12 protein-coding genes are annotated in these 16,499 nt (G+C 53.0%); 10 read left to right on the top strand and 2 right to left on the bottom strand.

What is annotated here, in order from left to right; all coding sequences use genetic code 11:
- Nucleotides 1–10 precede the first annotated feature (10 nt).
- The 9 genes from kdsC (at nucleotide 11) to npr (ending at nucleotide 6,008) form a co-directional block, all read left to right on the top strand.
- Nucleotides 11–577 carry a 3-deoxy-manno-octulosonate-8-phosphatase KdsC gene (gene kdsC, locus DFO57_RS07405; RefSeq protein ID WP_013024327.1) on the top strand — a complete coding sequence of 189 codons (567 nt, stop codon included), beginning with the start codon at nucleotides 11–13 and terminating at the stop codon, nucleotides 575–577.
- Entirely contained in the window at nucleotides 574–1,155 is a 582-nt protein-coding gene (lptC, locus tag DFO57_RS07400; RefSeq protein WP_014606755.1) for an LPS export ABC transporter periplasmic protein LptC, read from the top strand. The genes kdsC and lptC overlap by 4 nt, the downstream gene beginning before the upstream one ends.
- Complete coding sequence (lptA, locus tag DFO57_RS07395) at nucleotides 1,124–1,678, top strand: lipopolysaccharide ABC transporter substrate-binding protein LptA (RefSeq protein ID WP_014606756.1); 555 nt, start codon at nucleotides 1,124–1,126, stop codon at nucleotides 1,676–1,678. The genes lptC and lptA overlap by 32 nt, the downstream gene beginning before the upstream one ends.
- Before the next feature lie 5 nt (nucleotides 1,679–1,683).
- The gene (gene lptB, locus DFO57_RS07390; protein ID WP_013024324.1) at nucleotides 1,684–2,409 is read left to right on the top strand and encodes an LPS export ABC transporter ATP-binding protein; all 726 of its coding nucleotides are present in this window, start codon (nucleotides 1,684–1,686) and stop codon (nucleotides 2,407–2,409) included.
- Nucleotides 2,410–2,457: 48 nt separating this feature from the next.
- Nucleotides 2,458–3,894 carry an RNA polymerase factor sigma-54 gene (rpoN, locus tag DFO57_RS07385; RefSeq protein ID WP_013024323.1) on the top strand — a complete coding sequence of 479 codons (1,437 nt, stop codon included), beginning with the start codon at nucleotides 2,458–2,460 and terminating at the stop codon, nucleotides 3,892–3,894.
- A 21-nt stretch (nucleotides 3,895–3,915) separates the two neighbouring features.
- Nucleotides 3,916–4,203, top strand: coding sequence for a ribosome hibernation promoting factor (gene hpf, locus DFO57_RS07380; protein ID WP_013024322.1), 288 nt, complete (start codon nucleotides 3,916–3,918; stop codon nucleotides 4,201–4,203).
- A gap of 152 nt (nucleotides 4,204–4,355) precedes the next feature.
- Entirely contained in the window at nucleotides 4,356–4,835 is a 480-nt protein-coding gene (gene ptsN / locus DFO57_RS07375; RefSeq protein WP_013024321.1) for a PTS IIA-like nitrogen regulatory protein PtsN, read from the top strand.
- Nucleotides 4,836–4,884: 49 nt separating this feature from the next.
- A complete protein-coding gene (gene rapZ, locus DFO57_RS07370; RefSeq protein WP_013024320.1) occupies nucleotides 4,885–5,739 on the top strand; it encodes an RNase adapter RapZ in 855 nt (284 codons plus the stop codon).
- Nucleotides 5,736–6,008 carry a PTS phosphocarrier protein NPr gene (gene npr, locus DFO57_RS07365; protein WP_013024319.1) on the top strand — a complete coding sequence of 91 codons (273 nt, stop codon included), beginning with the start codon at nucleotides 5,736–5,738 and terminating at the stop codon, nucleotides 6,006–6,008. Before rapZ ends, npr begins: the two co-directional genes overlap by 4 nt.
- A gap of 2 nt (nucleotides 6,009–6,010) precedes the next feature.
- On the opposite strand, the gene mtgA is transcribed toward npr, so the two are convergent.
- A complete protein-coding gene (gene mtgA, locus DFO57_RS07360) occupies nucleotides 6,011–6,730 on the bottom strand; it encodes a monofunctional biosynthetic peptidoglycan transglycosylase (RefSeq protein ID WP_013024318.1) in 720 nt (239 codons plus the stop codon).
- A gap of 879 nt (nucleotides 6,731–7,609) precedes the next feature.
- Complete coding sequence (arcB, locus tag DFO57_RS07355; protein ID WP_110015216.1) at nucleotides 7,610–9,946, bottom strand: aerobic respiration two-component sensor histidine kinase ArcB; 2,337 nt, start codon at nucleotides 9,944–9,946, stop codon at nucleotides 7,610–7,612.
- 890 nt (nucleotides 9,947–10,836) lie between these two features.
- On the opposite strand from arcB, the gene DFO57_RS07350 reads away from it, so the two are divergent.
- On the top strand, nucleotides 10,837–16,368 hold the full coding sequence (locus tag DFO57_RS07350) for a glutamate synthase-related protein (protein WP_014606757.1): 5,532 nt from the start codon (nucleotides 10,837–10,839) through the stop codon (nucleotides 16,366–16,368).
- The last annotated feature ends 131 nt before the right edge of the window (nucleotides 16,369–16,499 follow it).

Genomic DNA, 16,499 nt, shown 5'->3' with positions numbered 1-16,499 from the left:
GGAAGACATAATGCAGTCGGAAAATGCCACTTTAGAAACGTGCTACGGCCCGGTCAGTTCAGATGTCATGACGCGCGCCAGTAAAATTCGCCTGCTGATCTGCGACGTTGACGGTGTGATGTCGGATGGCCTGATTTATATGGGGAACAGCGGCGAAGAGCTGAAAACCTTTAACGTGCGCGATGGCTATGGCGTTCGCTGCCTGCTGACCTCTGACGTCGAAGTGGCTATTATTACCGGCCGCACGGCCAAATTACTGGAAGACCGCTGTAAAACGCTCGGGATTCGCCACCTTTATCAGGGGCAATCAGATAAGCTTTTGGCCTATGGTGAACTTCTGGATACACTGTCGCTCTCTGACGATCAGGTCGCCTATATTGGCGACGATCTGATTGACTGGCCAGTGATGGCGAAAGTCGGGCTAAGCGTGGCTGTCGCCGATGCCCATCCATTGCTATTGACGCGCGCGAACTACGTTACCCGTATTGCCGGTGGGCGCGGCGCGGTGCGGGAGCTGTGCGATCTCATCTTAATGGCGCAAAATAAATTCGAGGATGCCAAAGGGCAATCAGTATGAGTAAAAGCAGGCGTTGGATAACGTTGGGTCTGGCCTTGATTGCGCTGGTGCTTATTGGCTGGAATTTCACTAACCGGGATGGCGACAACAGCGCGCCGGTAGCGAATAATGATCAAACGCCAACCTACACTAGTGCCAATTCGCATACCGTAGTCTACAACCCGCAAGGCGGGCTGGCTTATAAGCTGATATCGGACAAAGTCACCTATTACGAAGACAGCGGAATAAGCTGGTTTGATAATCCGGTGATGACTACCTATGACGAAAATAAAATGCCGACCTGGACGGTACGTTCAGATAAAGCAAAGCTTACCAAAGATCGTATGCTGTATCTGTACGGCCATGTTGAGCTGAATGCTCTGGCTCCAGATTCTGAGCTTGAGAGAATTAAAACGGATAACGCTCAGGTCAATCTTGTCACGCAGGACGTCGCCTCTGACGACCAGGTGACGTTATATGGCCGCAGTTTTAACTCTACCGGTATGAAAATGCGCGGTAATTTACGGACAAAGAACGCCGAGTTAATCGAAAAGGTCAAAACTTCTTATGAAATTCAAAATGAACAAAAACCGCATTAAGTTTTTACTGGCCAGTATGCTGCTTGCAACCAGCCTGCCTGCTCTGGCGCTGACCGGTGACTCGGACAAACCCGTCAATATCGACTCTGAGAATCAGTCTCTGGATCTGCAAGGCAATGTCGCGACCTTCACCGGTAATGTTATTGTCACCCAGGGATCGATCAAAATTACTGCGGATAAAGTGGTGGTCACGCGTCCGGGCGGTGACAGTAAAAAAACCATCGTAGATGCTTACGGTAACCCTGCCACCTTTTACCAGATGCAGGACAACGGCAAACCGGTTCAGGGTCATGCGTCCAAACTGCATTATGAGCTTGCCAATGACTTTGTTGAGCTGACCGGCAACGCCTACATTGAGCAACTGGACAGCAACATCAAAGGCGACCGCATCACCTATCTGGTAAAAGAGCAAAAAATGCAGGCTTACAGCCAGGGCCAGAGCAAGCGCGTAACGACCGTGCTGGTGCCGTCGCAGTTGCAGGATAAGCCCGCGTCAACCAACAGCGAAAAAAAGAGTAACTGATCACTATGGCCACATTAATCGCAGAAAACCTGGCAAAGGCTTATAAAGGCCGCCGCGTGGTTGAAGACGTCAGCCTGCAGGTAAAGTCCGGTGAAATCGTCGGGCTGTTGGGTCCAAACGGTGCGGGTAAAACGACCACCTTTTACATGGTGGTGGGCATTGTTCCGCGCGATGCGGGACGCATCATTATTGATGACGAAGATATCAGCATCCTGCCGCTTCATGCGCGTGCGCGCCGCGGCATTGGCTATCTGCCGCAGGAAGCCTCAATCTTTCGTCGCCTGAGCGTTTACGACAACCTGATGGCGGTCCTGCAAATTCGTGATGACTTAACCGAAGAGCAGCGACAGGATCGGGCTAACGAGCTAATGGAAGAGTTTCACATTGCTCATCTGCGCGACAATATGGGGCAATCGCTGTCGGGTGGTGAGCGCCGTCGCGTAGAAATTGCGCGTGCGCTGGCAGCTAATCCGAAATTTATCCTGCTGGATGAACCCTTTGCCGGGGTCGACCCGATTTCCGTTATCGACATCAAAAAAATCATTGAACACCTGCGTGACAGTGGCCTTGGTGTTCTCATCACCGACCACAACGTGCGTGAAACGCTGGCGGTCTGTGAACGCGCCTATATCGTCAGTCAGGGAAACCTGATTGCGCACGGTACGCCGAATGAAGTCCTTGCAGATGAGCAAGTTAAACGGGTTTATTTGGGTGAAGAGTTCAGACTCTGATAAGGTGTCGTTAATACTGATGTTTACCCGGGAATATCCATCCTGTCTATGAAGCAAGGTTTGCAACTCAGGCTCAGCCAACAACTGGCGATGACCCCACAACTGCAGCAGGCGATACGTCTGCTGCAGCTCTCTACGCTCGAACTCCAGCAAGAGTTACAGCTGGCGCTGGAAAGCAATCCCCTGCTTGAGCAAACCGATCTGCACGATGAAATAGACGCGAAAGAGTATCAGGAAGGCGAAGCGGGACTGGATACCCGAGAAGCGCTGGAACAAAAGGATATGCCTGAAGAGCTGCCGCTTGACGCCACGTGGGACGAGATTTACACCGCAGGCACGCCTTCAGGAACCGGCACCGATTATCAGGATGACGAGCTGCCGATTTATCAGGGCGAAACCACACAGTCACTGCAGGACTATCTTATGTGGCAGGTCGAGTTAACGCCCTTCAGCGATAACGACCGTGCCATTGCGACCTCTATCGTCGATGCCATTGATGACACCGGTTATCTTACCGTTTCACTTGAAGAGATTCTCGATAGTATCGGTAACGACGAGCTGGAAATCGACGAAGTCGAAGCCGTGTTAAAGCGCGTTCAGCGTTTCGATCCTGTCGGCGTCGGCGCGCGTGATTTGCGCGACTGCCTGCTGGTGCAGCTGTCGCAGTATGCGCCTGAAACGCCGATGCTGGCGGAAGCAAAATTGATCGTCAGCAGCCATCTCGATTTGCTGGCGAACCACGATTTCCGCAGCCTGATGCGCGTAACGCGTCTGAAAGAAGACGTACTGAAAGAGGCGATGCTGCTGATTCAGTCGCTCGATCCGCGCCCGGGTCAGTCGATTAACACCGGTGAACCCGAATACGTGATTCCCGATGTGCTGGTACGTAAAGTGACGACGCGCTGGACGGTCGAGCTGAATACCGACAGCCTGCCCAGGTTGAAGATCAACCAGCAATATGCCGCCATGGGCGGAGCCGGACGCAACGACAGCGACAGTCAGTTTATCCGCAGTAATTTGCAGGAAGCCCGCTGGCTGATTAAAAGTCTTGAAAGCCGTAACGAGACATTGTTAAAAGTCTCCCGCTGTATTGTGGAACAGCAACAGGCCTTTTTTGACCAGGGTGAAGAGTTTATGCGTCCTATGGTGCTGGCCGATATTGCCCAGGCGGTGGACATGCATGAATCGACGATTTCCCGCGTGACTACGCAAAAATACCTTCACAGCCCACGAGGCATTTTTGAACTGAAGTATTTTTTCTCCAGTCATGTTAATACTGAAGGTGGCGGAGAAGCGTCATCTACCGCTATTCGTGCGCTGGTGAAAAAATTAATCTCGGCGGAAAACCCCGCCAAGCCCTTGAGTGACAGTAAACTGACCTCCATGTTATCTGATCAAGGGATAATAGTGGCACGTCGAACCGTCGCTAAGTACCGCGAGTCTTTGTCCATACCGCCTTCAAATCAGCGTAAACAGCTGGTTTGACAGAAATGAGAAGGAAGACCTATGCAGCTGAACCTTACCGGGCAAAATGTTGAAATCACCGAACCCCTGCGTGAGTTCGTGACAACGAAATTTGCCAAACTGGAACATTACTTTGATCATATCAATCAGGTGTATGTTGTCCTGAAAGTTGAGAAGGTGACGCAGATTGCTGATGCAACCCTGCACGTCAACGGTGGCGAGCTGCACGCCACATCTGAAGCGGAAGATATGTATGCGGCAATTGACGGATTGATTGACAAGTTGACCCGTCAACTGACCAAATATAAAGACAAGCTAAAAAAACACTAACCTTCACGCTGGCAGGCGCGCCCGGCGCGCAAAGCTGAAAGGATGGGGCGGATTAACCGCCCCGTTTTGTCATCTGTGCCAGCGCCATTATTCCGCGACGTGATGTTTACGTACCGGGTTGATGGCTATGTGAACTCGCAAGTGAAACGACAATGAACAATGATTTAACACTGGAACTGAGCACGGTGCTTTCGCCAGACTGCACCCGCAGTAGCGTACACTGCCAAAGCAAAAAACGGGCGCTGGAGATTATCAGCGAACTGGCCGCTAAGCAGCTCAACCTGCCGCATCAAACGCTGTTTGAAGCGATCCTAACCCGTGAGCGCATGGGGAGCACCGGTATCGGTAACGGTATCGCGATCCCTCACGGCAAGCTGGAGGAAGATACTTTACGGGCCGTAGGCGTCTTTATCAGCCTGGAGCAACCCATCGCTTTTGATGCCGTGGATAACCAGCCTGTCGATCTGCTTTTTGCGCTACTGGTGCCGGCTGACCAGTGCAAAACCCATTTACATACGCTGTCGTTAGTGGCAAAACGACTGGCGGATAAAACGGTTTGCCGCCGCCTGCGTGCCGCGCAGAGCGATGAAGAACTGTATGCGATTATTACCGAAGCACAAACAGAGCAATAAAGCGCGTGATTTACCGGTGTAAGCCGGCTTTAAAACGGGAGAGAAGGTCATGGTGCTGATGATCGTCAGCGGTCGGTCAGGCTCGGGAAAGTCAGTGGCGCTTCGCGCGCTGGAAGATATGGGTTTTTACTGCGTTGATAACCTGCCAGTGGTGCTGTTGCCTCAACTGGCTGAATCACTGGTCGAGCGCAATATCTCTGCGGCCGTGAGTATTGACGTACGCAATATGCCCGAATCTCCTGAGATTTTTGAGACAGCGCTCAGCAGTTTGCCTTCAGCATTCTCACCGCAGTTGCTGTTTCTTGATGCCGATCGCAACACGTTGATCCGCCGTTACAGTGATACGCGCCGTCTGCATCCGTTATCCAGCAAGAATCTGTCGCTGGAAAGCGCGATTGACGAAGAGAGCGACCTGCTTGAGCCGCTGCGTTCCCGTGCCGATCTGATTATTGATACTTCAGAGATGTCAGTACACGAACTGGCGGAGATGCTGCGTACCCGCTTGCTGGGTAAACGTGAGCGTGAGCTGACAATGGTGTTCGAATCGTTTGGCTTCAAGCACGGCATTCCCATTGATGCAGATTACGTTTTCGACGTGCGCTTTTTGCCTAACCCGCACTGGGATCCCAAATTACGTCCCATGACCGGTCTGGACAGGCCCGTGGCCGCGTTCCTCGATCGCCATACTGAAGTCCATAACTTCATATATCAGACGCGTAGCTATCTGGAACTCTGGTTGCCGATGCTGGAAACCAACAACCGTAGCTATCTTACCGTGGCGATTGGCTGTACTGGCGGCAAACATCGCTCCGTGTATATTGCCGAACAGCTGGCTGACTATTTTCGCTCGCGGGGTAAAAATGTACAGTCTCGTCATCGCACGCTGGAAAAACGTAAATCATGACCGTTAAGCAAACCGTGGAAATCAGAAATAAGCTCGGCATGCATGCACGTCCTGCTATGAAGCTGTTTGAACTGGTGCAGAGTTTCGATGCCGAAGTGCTGTTACGTAACGAGAGCGGAACAGAGGCCGAAGCCAGCAGCGTTATCGCGTTGCTGATGCTGGATTCGGCCAAAGGCGGTCATATTGAGATCGAAGCCAGCGGTCCACAGGAAACGGAAGCCCTGGCCGCCGTCATTGAGCTGTTTGAAGCCGGATTCGACGAAGACTAACGTCAGTTCAGGTGATTGCGCTGCAGGAAGCCTTCGCCACCCAGCTGACGCATCTGGCGCAGGATCCACTGCTGGCGTTGACGGACATAGCCTGAAGGTGCATCTGCGCGAAAGCGCAGCGGATTAGGCAAGACAGCAGCCAGCAGCGCCGCTTCGGACAGGGTTAATCGGCTGGCAGGTTTATGAAAGAAGCGGCGTGAAGCCGCCTCTACCCCGAACGTGCCTTTGCCAAACTCCGCGATATTCAGATAAACCGTCAGGATCCTCCGTTTGGTCCATACGGTTTCCAGCCCGACGGTTAATCCCGCCTCCAGTCCTTTACGCACCCAACTCCGGCCATCCCACAAAAACAGATTTTTTGCCGTTTGCTGTGACAGCGTGGATGCTCCGCGCATCCGGCTGTCACTGTCGTCCAGTACGGACCGGATTGCTGCCACGTCAAACCCCCAATGGTCGGGGAAGTGTTGATCTTCAGAAGCGATGACGGCCAGTTTCATCCAGGGTGAAATTTCATCTGCTCCTACCCAGTCCGAATGAGAGACGTAGCCAAAATCGCCCCTGAACCAGGCACCTACCTGACGTTCTGCCATCACGGCTGAAAAGGGGACAGGAATGAACGAAAAGAGCAGAATGCCCGCCAGCCACAGCCCCAGCCAAATAAACACAATGCGCATCACTACAGGCTTCACGCGCCGCCACAGGTTCCCTTTATGCTTACTCATGCGCTCGTCTCAAGATTTTTATGCGTTAATTAATTTCAGGCGTGACCACTGCCCGGCGTACACTTTTTTACTGACAAATGCGCTGCTACATTGTGCAACGTTTATAACAAAACAATGAAAATGCATTCTGAATGCAACAATAGTTTGAATGAGTTCAATTACTTCCACGCGTAAGGAATCGGTTCCATCTTTTTTGTAATGCGCTCACCTTTCTAAAAAGATGATACCATTTTGTGACAATCCCATACCTCAATGTTTCACAAAACTTATATATAATTCTGCGGACTGTAAAAAGCCCTCACGGCACCTGCTGATAAAATGTTCACTCAGTGACCTTGCTAAGGGATTTATTTGTCACACAGCGTTATTTTAACTCTATGTTTTTGCCGAATTATAAAAGACTTTCTATCGGCAAAACCTTTTGATGATGAGATAAGATCCGGTGACCCGAAACGTTTTGGGTCCGATCGACCTGTTTTCTTCATTATTCTTTATTATCATAAGTTTATATCTATTTTACTCGCAAGCTACGGCAAAAAATTTTGGTTACCGCGCGCAACACAGGTTTTGTTAACAAATTTGGCTTAAGCCCGTACAAAAAACAGTAGGTTTGATTAAAAAACAACCAATACGACGGTAAAATTGATTCATTGCTTGACTATGTTGTCGAATTAATGTTTCCTGTATTTAAACGCGGTTCAACATCACAAATTTTAATGAATCTTGTCACAAAGTAATTTGAATTTGCTAAGGTGTTGCAAGTGTTAACCAATACCCCGCTGTTGCATGAATAACATTAAGCATAGCAGCAGCGTCTTTTTCCCTGGTGTTGGCGCAGTATTAGCGCACCCCGGCTTCGGCTGGGGTCATTTTTTTGTATCAACGCTGTTTTTCAGCAACCCACTCGCGCAGTACCTGCACATCGTGTTGCCATTCACGCTTCAGTTCTTCGACCCATTCGCCCACGTTGTCCCACCATGCCGGTAGTTCAGGGCTTTGAATCTGCTTTGCCACCTGCTGAAGATGCTGTAACCCAACCGAGCCTGCTGCACCCTTGATTTTATGCCCTTCCTCAGCAATGCCTTTTTGGTCACGCGCCATCATGTTGGAATCCAGCACCTCAAGATAACCCGGCATCATCTGTTCAAACATAGTCAGGCTTTGCGTAATCAGCTTCGGCCCCACCAGATCCAGATATTGTTCGAGCATAGGAACATCCAGTATTGCATCGGTTTTACTGTTATTCATGAACCTGGCCGGCTGCGCATCGCTCTCAGACTGATAGTCCCAAAACTTTTTAATGATGGCCGTTAACGCGGGCACGGCAAGGGGCTTACTGAGCACGTCGTCCATGCCAGCGTCGAAGTACTCTTTTTTGTCTTTCAGCACGTTGGCCGTTAACGCCACCAACGGCGGCAGGTTTGCGTCTGGATGTTGCTGACGGATGGCGCGTGACACATCCATCCCGGTCATGTCCGGCAGCTGGATATCTAACAGCACCAGATCAAACTCAAGCGGATCAAACATCTCCAGTGCCGCCTTGCCAGTCATCGCCACTTCTACGCTGCATCCGAGTTTTTCCAGTACCGAGCGTGCAACAACGACATTCAGCTCAATATCTTCCACCAGCAGGACGTGCAAAGCAGGGAGCGGAAGCGGGTCGTCCACGCCTTCATCTTCCACTTCTTCTGCAATGCGTGGCGCTTTTATCACAACGGTAAAGCAGGAGCCCTGCCCCGGTGCGCTGTTTACGCTGATATCCCCGCCCATGGCCTGTGCCAGGCGGCGTGACACTGCCAGACCAATACCGGTTCCGGTCGCCGGCTTCCCGCCGTGTTGATCGGTAACCTGATAATACATCGCAAAAATTTTATCCTGCTCTTCCTGCCGAATCCCCTGCCCTGAGTCCTGAACCTCAAAGCGCAGCGTTTCATCCTGCTCGTACGCGACGCGTACGACGATCTCTCCCTGCTGGGTGAATTTCACCGCGTTACCAATCAGATTCCACAGAATCTGCCGCAGGCGCGTGCCATCAGTCGAGATCTTATGCGGCAGCGGGAGTTGTGGCGCCATGACAAACTTCAACCCTTTAGGCTGAGCCAGCAGGCCTGAGAGGTTTTCCAGATCGGCCAGGAAACTGGTGAAGTCGACCGGCTGGTTATCCAGCTGAACCTTGCGGCGTTCGATCTTATCGACTTCAATGACGTCATTGAAAATGTTGCCCAACGTAATCGCGGAAACGTGGATCGTTTTCAGGTACTTAAGCTGCTCCTGGTTCAGATCGGTATCCAGCAAGATGCGACTGAGCCCGACAATGCCGTTAAGCGGCGTACGAAGCTCGTGGCTGATCGTTGAGATAAAGGTGGTCTTCTCGCGGCTGGCACTCTCCAGCGCGTCCTGATAGCGTTTACGCTCGGTAATATCGCGTCCGAAGCCCATCAGCCCACTGCGCTTACCCACGCGGTCATAATAGGGCACTTTGCGGATCTCAAAACAGGCTTTACGGCCATCGGGATACTGCAGCCACTGCTCATAGGTCAGCGAGACGTTATGCCGGAAGACTTTTTCGTCTGTCTCCAGCACCTTGGTGGCCGTATCGTTGTCATAGATGTCGCGAGGCGTCAGACCAATAAGCTGTTTTTCGCTTTTGCCGGTTAACAGCTCCATGGCCCGGTTACAGCCCGAAAACTGTTTGTCGATATTGCGGTAAAAGACCAGATCCGGTGAGGCATCCAGGAACGAACGCAGAAAGGAAGACTGTTGCTCCAGCTCAATTTGCGCCTGCTCGCGGCGCGCCACCTCTTCACGCAGCTTCGCCATCACCTGCTCACGTGCTTCCTCAGCTTTTTTACGATCGGCGATTTCATTATTAAGCTGTGAGATGTTCTCTTTCATCTGTTGATTTAGTTCGAGATCGCGCGTGCGCATCTCTTCCAGCTTATCCACCAGCCTTGCCAGACGCTGACGAGACTCTTCCAGCTGGTCAACCACCACAGAAAGGAAGTAGACCGCCCAGGGCGTGATTAAGAGGCCAAAAAAGACCGAACGCACCATATCGATACTTTCGACGTGGCCACGCAGTACCATGGTGACCGCCATCTGCACAATCATCGCCAGCACGACCAGCGCGGAGGCCAGCAGCAGCGAGAAACGTACCAGGCCAAGCTTGACCATTAAATCAACATAATATTGCGCCAGCAGGCGAATCTGTTTCATAAACACTCCCTGGATGAGAACAGCCACATGATAGCGTATTTATTTCGCTGTAGTCGCAGTGCATAAGGTAAGATCGCCGCGCGGATGCACTTATATGGTGCAAAACACGGTCTCTTCGCCGACGTTCAGCTCCTTAATGCTAAAACCCTTGACTAATTGTGCTAACTCAATGAATCTGTAAGGCCGCCTTTTTGCAAGGCGGGCTATTACTGCCTCTGCTTTTTCGCCAAATAACCTCCTGTTATCGCGACGCCATGCTTTTCATGCATACTCATTCATATAAATTGCAGTTTTAAGCAACCTGACGTGATTAATTTTGCTAATCATGATGCCCTTATTCATTCAAATTTGGTGCTATAAGAAAAACAGATACATCCTGTGCTTACACTGCCTGCAGCAGCATTTGATGCTGTTTAGTCCCTTATCGCCAGCATACTTCAGTGATTTCACGCCTTCTGCACAGTGATACAGTTCACATTTCATCCCCTATACCTGAATGGCAAACTGACACAGTTTAGACATAAAAAAATAATAAATTCATTTAGTTAAGGATACAAAGACGGGATTAAACTGTGTCAGTATCACTATTTGACCTCGATTCGCTTTCCCGATAAGTTGGAATTCCGCTGAAAGCTTTCATGATGGATACGTGTCACGGCATATCTATGCAACATGACGCCCACATGGTTTGAGTCATCTCCTTTCGAGAACGGAAAAATCAAGCGCAACGCCTCAAGGGACCTTTCTCCTGGCGATGAAAAGTGCGTAAAACCCAATCGCGCAGGCTGTCAGGCGCGGAAATGAAAGAATTTGCGCTGGGAAGTGTGCAGTTGAACTCAGTGCCTGAAACAATGCAGGTAATGTCTAAAGCAGTTTTAAGGAGACCCTCAATGTCCAGTAAAAAACCTGATTCCTATGGCTTATATGACCCAGCAGCAGGAAGTGACAGCTGTGGTGTAGGTTTCATTACCCGTAAGGACGGCGAGCAGACTCATGAAATTCTGCGCATGGCGCACAGCGCACTCTGTACGGTTCCGCACCGTGGCGGTATGTCCGCCGAAGGCGTGGGCGATGGCGCCGGGGTTAACGTCGATCTTTCCCTGCATTTTTTCCGTAAAATTACCGGTCAGGCGCTTGAGGCCGGACGCTTTGGTGTAGGTAACTTCTTCGTGCCGAAAGACACGGAACTGCGCGCCAATGCCGAACGTTTAGTCGAAGAGACGCTAAATCGCTTTAATCTGCCGGTTATCCTGAAGCGTGAAATGCCGCTGGATAACAGCGTCACGCGCCCGGCTGCCATGCAGTTTCAGCTTCCCATTGTGCAGTGGATTTTTGCCGCACCTCAGGACATCAGCAATCAGATCGATTTCGAAAAACTGATTTATCGCGCCCTGCTGACGATCGAGGCACAAGCCTTTACCCAAACCGAATTTGGCGGGTTATATCCACTGTCATTGTCGTCGCGCACCCAGGTCTTTAAAGCGCGCCTGAATTCAAATGAAGTGATCCCTTACTTCAAAGATCTGACCGATCCCGATCATCACGTACGCGGACTGTTTTTCCATACTCGCTTCTCAACGAATACCGATCCGCACACCACCATGGCACAGCCTTTCCGGTTGATGGCCCACAACGGTGAGCTGAATACCGATCGTAAAAACCGCATCGCCGAATCTGCGTTGGCTTCCGCCCGTGGCAAAACCATTGTGCGTCCGAAAGGCCAGTCAGACAGTTCGCGACTGGATCAGAGCATTCACAGCCGCCTGATGGAAGACGATCTGGACCTGATCACCGCGGTGGTGTCGATGATGCCGCCTGCCTGGGAAAACGATACCGCGCTCTCCCCTGCCGTGCGTGACATGCTGGAATACTTTTCGCTTTATGAAGAGAAAAACGATGGCCCGGCCGCCTTAATTTTTGGTAACGGCGAGGTAATCGGTGCGCGTCTTGATCGCCTGGGGCTGCGCCCGCTGCGTTCAATCGAAACGGCGGAATACATCGGTGCCATGTCCGAAGCGGGACAAATTGCCTTTCCCCCTGAAAGCGTGCTGCGCCGTGGCCGTATTGAAGCCGGCGGCATGCTGTATTTTGACCATCGCGAAAAGCGCAGTTACACCACGCACCAGGCGCTGGAGAAGCTGGCTGCTGAAAAAGACTATGCGGCATTGCTCGGCAAGTCGCGTGTCGATTTACGAGAGCTGCCGGTTATTCCTGCTGAACAACAGGGTTCTCCCCTGCGCTATCGCGGCGATCTGAAAACCTATCAGCGCTTCGTGGCGTACTACTACAACCAGGAAAGCTTTAAGTTCATGATGGATCCGATGCTGAACACCGGCGCCGAGAAAATCTCTGCGATGGGTTACGGCAATGCGATTAACGGCCTCTCCGATCATGAAGGCGGCATGGCGCACTACTTCTCGCAGCGCTTTGCCCAGGTGACCAATCCACCACTGGACTCCATTCGCGAAGCGGATGGCATGACGCTGCGCGTGGCGCTGGGCGCTAAACCGCATCTGGGCCGCAGTAAAGGTCGGCAGATCATTGTGCCAACCCCGATTCTGACCCATCTGGACATGCTGCAGTTGCGCGAGCAGAACGTGGCCCCTTACGCTCGCTTCGAGATGCTTTACGAGCCGGTCACCGGCAAAGATCTGCTGAGCCGCACAGCGAACGCCAGCGCGCTGGAAAAAGCGATTGACGATCTGGCACAGCAGGTGGTGGATTTTGCCCGCTCAGAGGGCGGCATTGCCGTACTGACCGATCGCCATATCTCTTCTACCCAGGCCGCATTGCCCATGCTGCTGGTCATTTCTGCCGTTAACCAGCGTCTGGTACAGGAAGGTTTACGCCTGGATGTGTCGCTGGTGGTGGAGAGCGGACAGATCATCTCTTCTCACCATATTGCGGCTACGCTGGGCTTTGGCGCGTCAGCCGTTTATCCGCTCGGCGTGCAAATGCGTGCTGAGGAAAAATTTGGTGAAGGCGAAGAAGGCAACAAAGCCTTTAAACGCTACGCTAAAGCGGCCGAAAAAGCCCTGATGAAAACCATGGGTAAAGTGGGGCTGTGTACCGTTGAGAGCTACAGCAGCGGCGAGTTCTTCGAGCCTAACTTCCTGAATACCGATGACCCGGTACTGAGAAAGTATTTTCCAAACATTAAAACGCCTGTGGGCGGCGCGGGCTTCGCAACCATCGCTCAGATGGCGGTGGACTGGCATCAGAGCGCACTGAAAATTCAGGGCGAGTCCGAAGTGCCGCTGTTAGGCCTGTTTAAAGAACGTGCAGAGGGCGCAGGCCACTCTTACGGCACCATTGCCGTACGCACCTTTATTGATATGACGGAAGAGCCGATTCGCTTCGCGGACAAAGCGCGTGAAGAGGATAACTTTATTCGTCTGATGACGCTGGCCCGTCTGGACAATGCCTTTGGCATCAAGCCGGAGACGTTTAAAGACAGCAGCTTTGAGCGCATCCCGGATGAGGTGATGAATGATTTTGCCATTACGGCCGATTATCGTCAGTTCTCCAGCCTGATGTACGAAGAGCGCAAACGCCGCCCAGCCGCGCTGCGCGATATTCTGGCCTTCCCGGCAGATCTTACCCACATCGACAGTGAGGCCGAATTCCGGCGTAAGCTGGGTCGCTACTCGCTGACTAACAATGGTTTTGCCACCCGCGGCCTGGTCTGTGACGCCATTGAGGGCAGCCAGAATGCCTTTATGCTGCGTCTGACCGATGCCATTGCCGGACTGAAACCAGAAAGTGAACGCCTGCTCAACCTGTCACGTGCGCTGAAAGCCCGTTTTAACGACGAGATTGAAACCGCAGAAGTGGTTGCTGGCGGCCTGAAAGTCACCGCCAGCGGCAAAGCGGCGGACTACCTGTCACGCATTTTCACGGCGCTGCCGTCGCTGCCGTTGAGCGATATTCAGCCCGCGAGCGAAATTACCCGCACTTTCGCGTCTGGCGCGATGAGTCACGGTGCGCTGGTCGCACCGGCGCATGAAGCCGTTGCGCATGGCACCAACATGGTCGGAGGCATGAGTAACTGTGGAGAAGGCGGTGAGCACTACTCCCGTCACGGCACCATTCGCGCTTCACGTATCAAACAGCTGGCGTCAGGCCGCTTTGGCGTCTGGGCGGCCTACCTGGCCGATCCGATGCTGGAAGAGCTTGAGATCAAAATCGGCCAGGGCGCCAAGCCCGGTGAAGGCGGTCAGCTTCCGGCGGCAAAAGTTACCGTAGAGATCGCCGCCGCACGCGGCGGCACGCCAGGCGTTGAGCTGGTTTCTCCGCCGCCGCACCACGATACCTACTCTATCGAAGATCTGGCGCAGCTGATTCACGACTGTAAAGCGGCCCGCGTGCGCGTCATTGTGAAGCTGGTGTCATCTGAAGGTATTGGCACCATCGCCGTGGGCGTGGCGAAAGCCGGTGCTGACGTGATTAACGTTGCCGGTAACACGGGTGGTACGGGCGCCGCCTCGGTGACCAGCCTGAAATATACCGGTCGCGTTGCCGAAATCGGTATCGCCGAAGTTCACCAGGCCCTGTGTGCAAACGGCCTGCGCGACAAAGTTCTGCTGCGTTGCTCAGGCGCACAGCAAACCGGCAGCGACGTGGTGAAATCCGCTCTGCTGGGCGGCGACAGCTTTGAGTTTGGTACCACCGCGCTGATGATGCTGAAGTGCGTGATGGCGAAGAACTGTAACGTTAAATGCCCGGCGGGATTAACCACTAACGCCGAAGCCTTTGATGGCGACCCACGCCAGCTGGCACAGTACTTCCTGAACGTGGCGCATGAAGTGCGTGAGATTCTGGCGCGTATGGGCCTGCGCTCCCTGCGTGAAGCCCGTGGCCGCGCCGATCTGCTCCATCTGATGGATCACCCGTTGGAAGTCGGTAAGCTGGACCTGCGTGCCATGCTGACCGTGGTGCCCGAGCTGAAGATTGCTAAGCCAGTTTATCTGGAGAAAGATTTTGAACTGGATGACCGCTGGGTTGAAGAACTGAGCCAGCAACTGGTCGATCAGGGTAAAACCTCTCTGCAACTGGGTAAGGATGTTGTACTCAACAACCGCAATAAAAGCGTGGGCGGCCAGTTAGCTATCGATATTGAGCGCATGCTGAATCACACCCTGACGGCTGCACAGATTCAGGCAATGCCGGCCGTGCTACGTGACGATCGCGGTCGTCGCTATCTGGCACCTGCCAGCGTAGAAATCACCACGACCGGCTCTGCCGGTCAGTCCTTCGGGGCCTTCTGCAATGACGGCATGCTGATGAAACATCGTGGAACCTGTAACGATGGCGTCGGCAAAGGTCAGTGCGGCGGCGAACTGGTCGTGCTCTCACCGGGCGGCGGCGCGCAGGACAGCGATGGCAACGTTCTGATCGGTAACTTCGCTCTGTTTGGCGCCACCGGCGGCCGTCTGTTCGTTCAGGGCCAGGCCGGCGATCGCTTCGCGGTGCGTAACTCCGGTGCCACTGCGGTGGTGGAAGGCGTCGGTGACTTTTGCTGCGAATACATGACCAACGGCGCAGTGTTAAACCTGGGCACCTTTGGTAAAGGCTTCGGTAACGGCATGAGCGGCGGCTTTGCTTATCAGTACGATCCCTATGGTTCACTGGCGAGCCATGCGGCGGGCGACTCCGTTCTGTTTGGCTCAATCGCTGACCCGGATGAGCTGGCACAGATTCATAAGCAGGCGGTTCTCACCATGCTGAACTGGCACCTGGAGGCCACGCAGTCTCCGCGTGCCGCCTGGCTGCTGGAGCACTGGGAAACCGAATGTCAGCACTTTGTCTACGTTATGCCGCGTTCCCTGCTGCTTTACCAGGATGGCGGTGAAATTCTGAAGGCCAAGTCCCGCAAGGATCTGCTGGAAGAGCTGTCAACGGCGCTGGCAGGCCATCAGGTTGCCAAGTTTAAAGCCGCCTGGCGCGAAGGCAAGACCATTGCCGACGGCGCGGTTCCGGCTTATGGCGCGACAGATACGCAGGAAATGTTTGTTTTACTGAATAACTACACCGTACTGAGCTTTGCCCAGCAGTTGGCACTCAGCAAGCTGCCGAAAGGCACGCCGGTTGAAGACGCCGCCGTGGAAAAAGCCGTGCGGAATCTGCTGATGACCGAAGACTTTTCACTGGTGAGTAAGCTGCAACGCCATGCGCGAGCAGCGATTGAAAGCTATAGCGACAGCGAGTTGGCCAGCCTGATCGGTTCAAAACGCATGTCCGATTACAAAGCGGCACTGACGCAACGTAATATCCGCTCAATGGACAGCCTGGCCACTTACGGCTGGATCATGTATCAGGATGCCTGCAACCGTGACATTCTCGGTCGCCTGCCTGATTTTGAAGAGTTGTTTGCGCGTGCGGCGTTACCTGAAATTGCAGCGGCCGTGGGTAAACTGGCCTGACAGCAGGCTCAGTGAACAGAACTGTGTTTAATGATGATGACCCTGATTTGTTCGACGTGCCGGGCGCAGCGGCATCCTTATCCTCTCAGCAGCAGGCTGTTGCTGAGAGCACAGGAACCGCCCGCCATCGG

Origin of the sequence: Pantoea sp. AG702 (assembly GCF_003182295.1) — a bacterium.
GTDB classification, from domain to species: Bacteria; Pseudomonadota; Gammaproteobacteria; order Enterobacterales; family Enterobacteriaceae; genus Pantoea; species Pantoea ananatis.
Note: the sequence above shows the minus strand (reverse complement) of the source record. Positions and strands in the feature narration are given on the sequence as shown.

What these genes read in the sequence shown, in the direction of transcription:
- kdsC (WP_013024327.1), top strand. Translation starts at nt 11, where the DNA reads ATGCAGTCGGAAAATGCCACTTTAGAAACGTGCTACGGCCCGGTCAGT.
- lptC (WP_014606755.1), top strand. Translation starts at nt 574, where the DNA reads ATGAGTAAAAGCAGGCGTTGGATAACGTTGGGTCTGGCCTTGATTGCG.
- lptA (WP_014606756.1), top strand. Translation starts at nt 1,124, where the DNA reads ATGAAATTCAAAATGAACAAAAACCGCATTAAGTTTTTACTGGCCAGT.
- lptB (WP_013024324.1), top strand. Translation starts at nt 1,684, where the DNA reads ATGGCCACATTAATCGCAGAAAACCTGGCAAAGGCTTATAAAGGCCGC.
- rpoN (WP_013024323.1), top strand. Translation starts at nt 2,458, where the DNA reads ATGAAGCAAGGTTTGCAACTCAGGCTCAGCCAACAACTGGCGATGACC.
- hpf (WP_013024322.1), top strand. Translation starts at nt 3,916, where the DNA reads ATGCAGCTGAACCTTACCGGGCAAAATGTTGAAATCACCGAACCCCTG.
- ptsN (WP_013024321.1), top strand. Translation starts at nt 4,356, where the DNA reads ATGAACAATGATTTAACACTGGAACTGAGCACGGTGCTTTCGCCAGAC.
- rapZ (WP_013024320.1), top strand. Translation starts at nt 4,885, where the DNA reads ATGGTGCTGATGATCGTCAGCGGTCGGTCAGGCTCGGGAAAGTCAGTG.
- npr (WP_013024319.1), top strand. Translation starts at nt 5,736, where the DNA reads ATGACCGTTAAGCAAACCGTGGAAATCAGAAATAAGCTCGGCATGCAT.
- mtgA (WP_013024318.1), bottom strand. Translation starts at nt 6,730, where the DNA reads ATGAGTAAGCATAAAGGGAACCTGTGGCGGCGCGTGAAGCCTGTAGTG.
- arcB (WP_110015216.1), bottom strand. Translation starts at nt 9,946, where the DNA reads ATGAAACAGATTCGCCTGCTGGCGCAATATTATGTTGATTTAATGGTC.
- DFO57_RS07350 (WP_014606757.1), top strand. Translation starts at nt 10,837, where the DNA reads ATGTCCAGTAAAAAACCTGATTCCTATGGCTTATATGACCCAGCAGCA.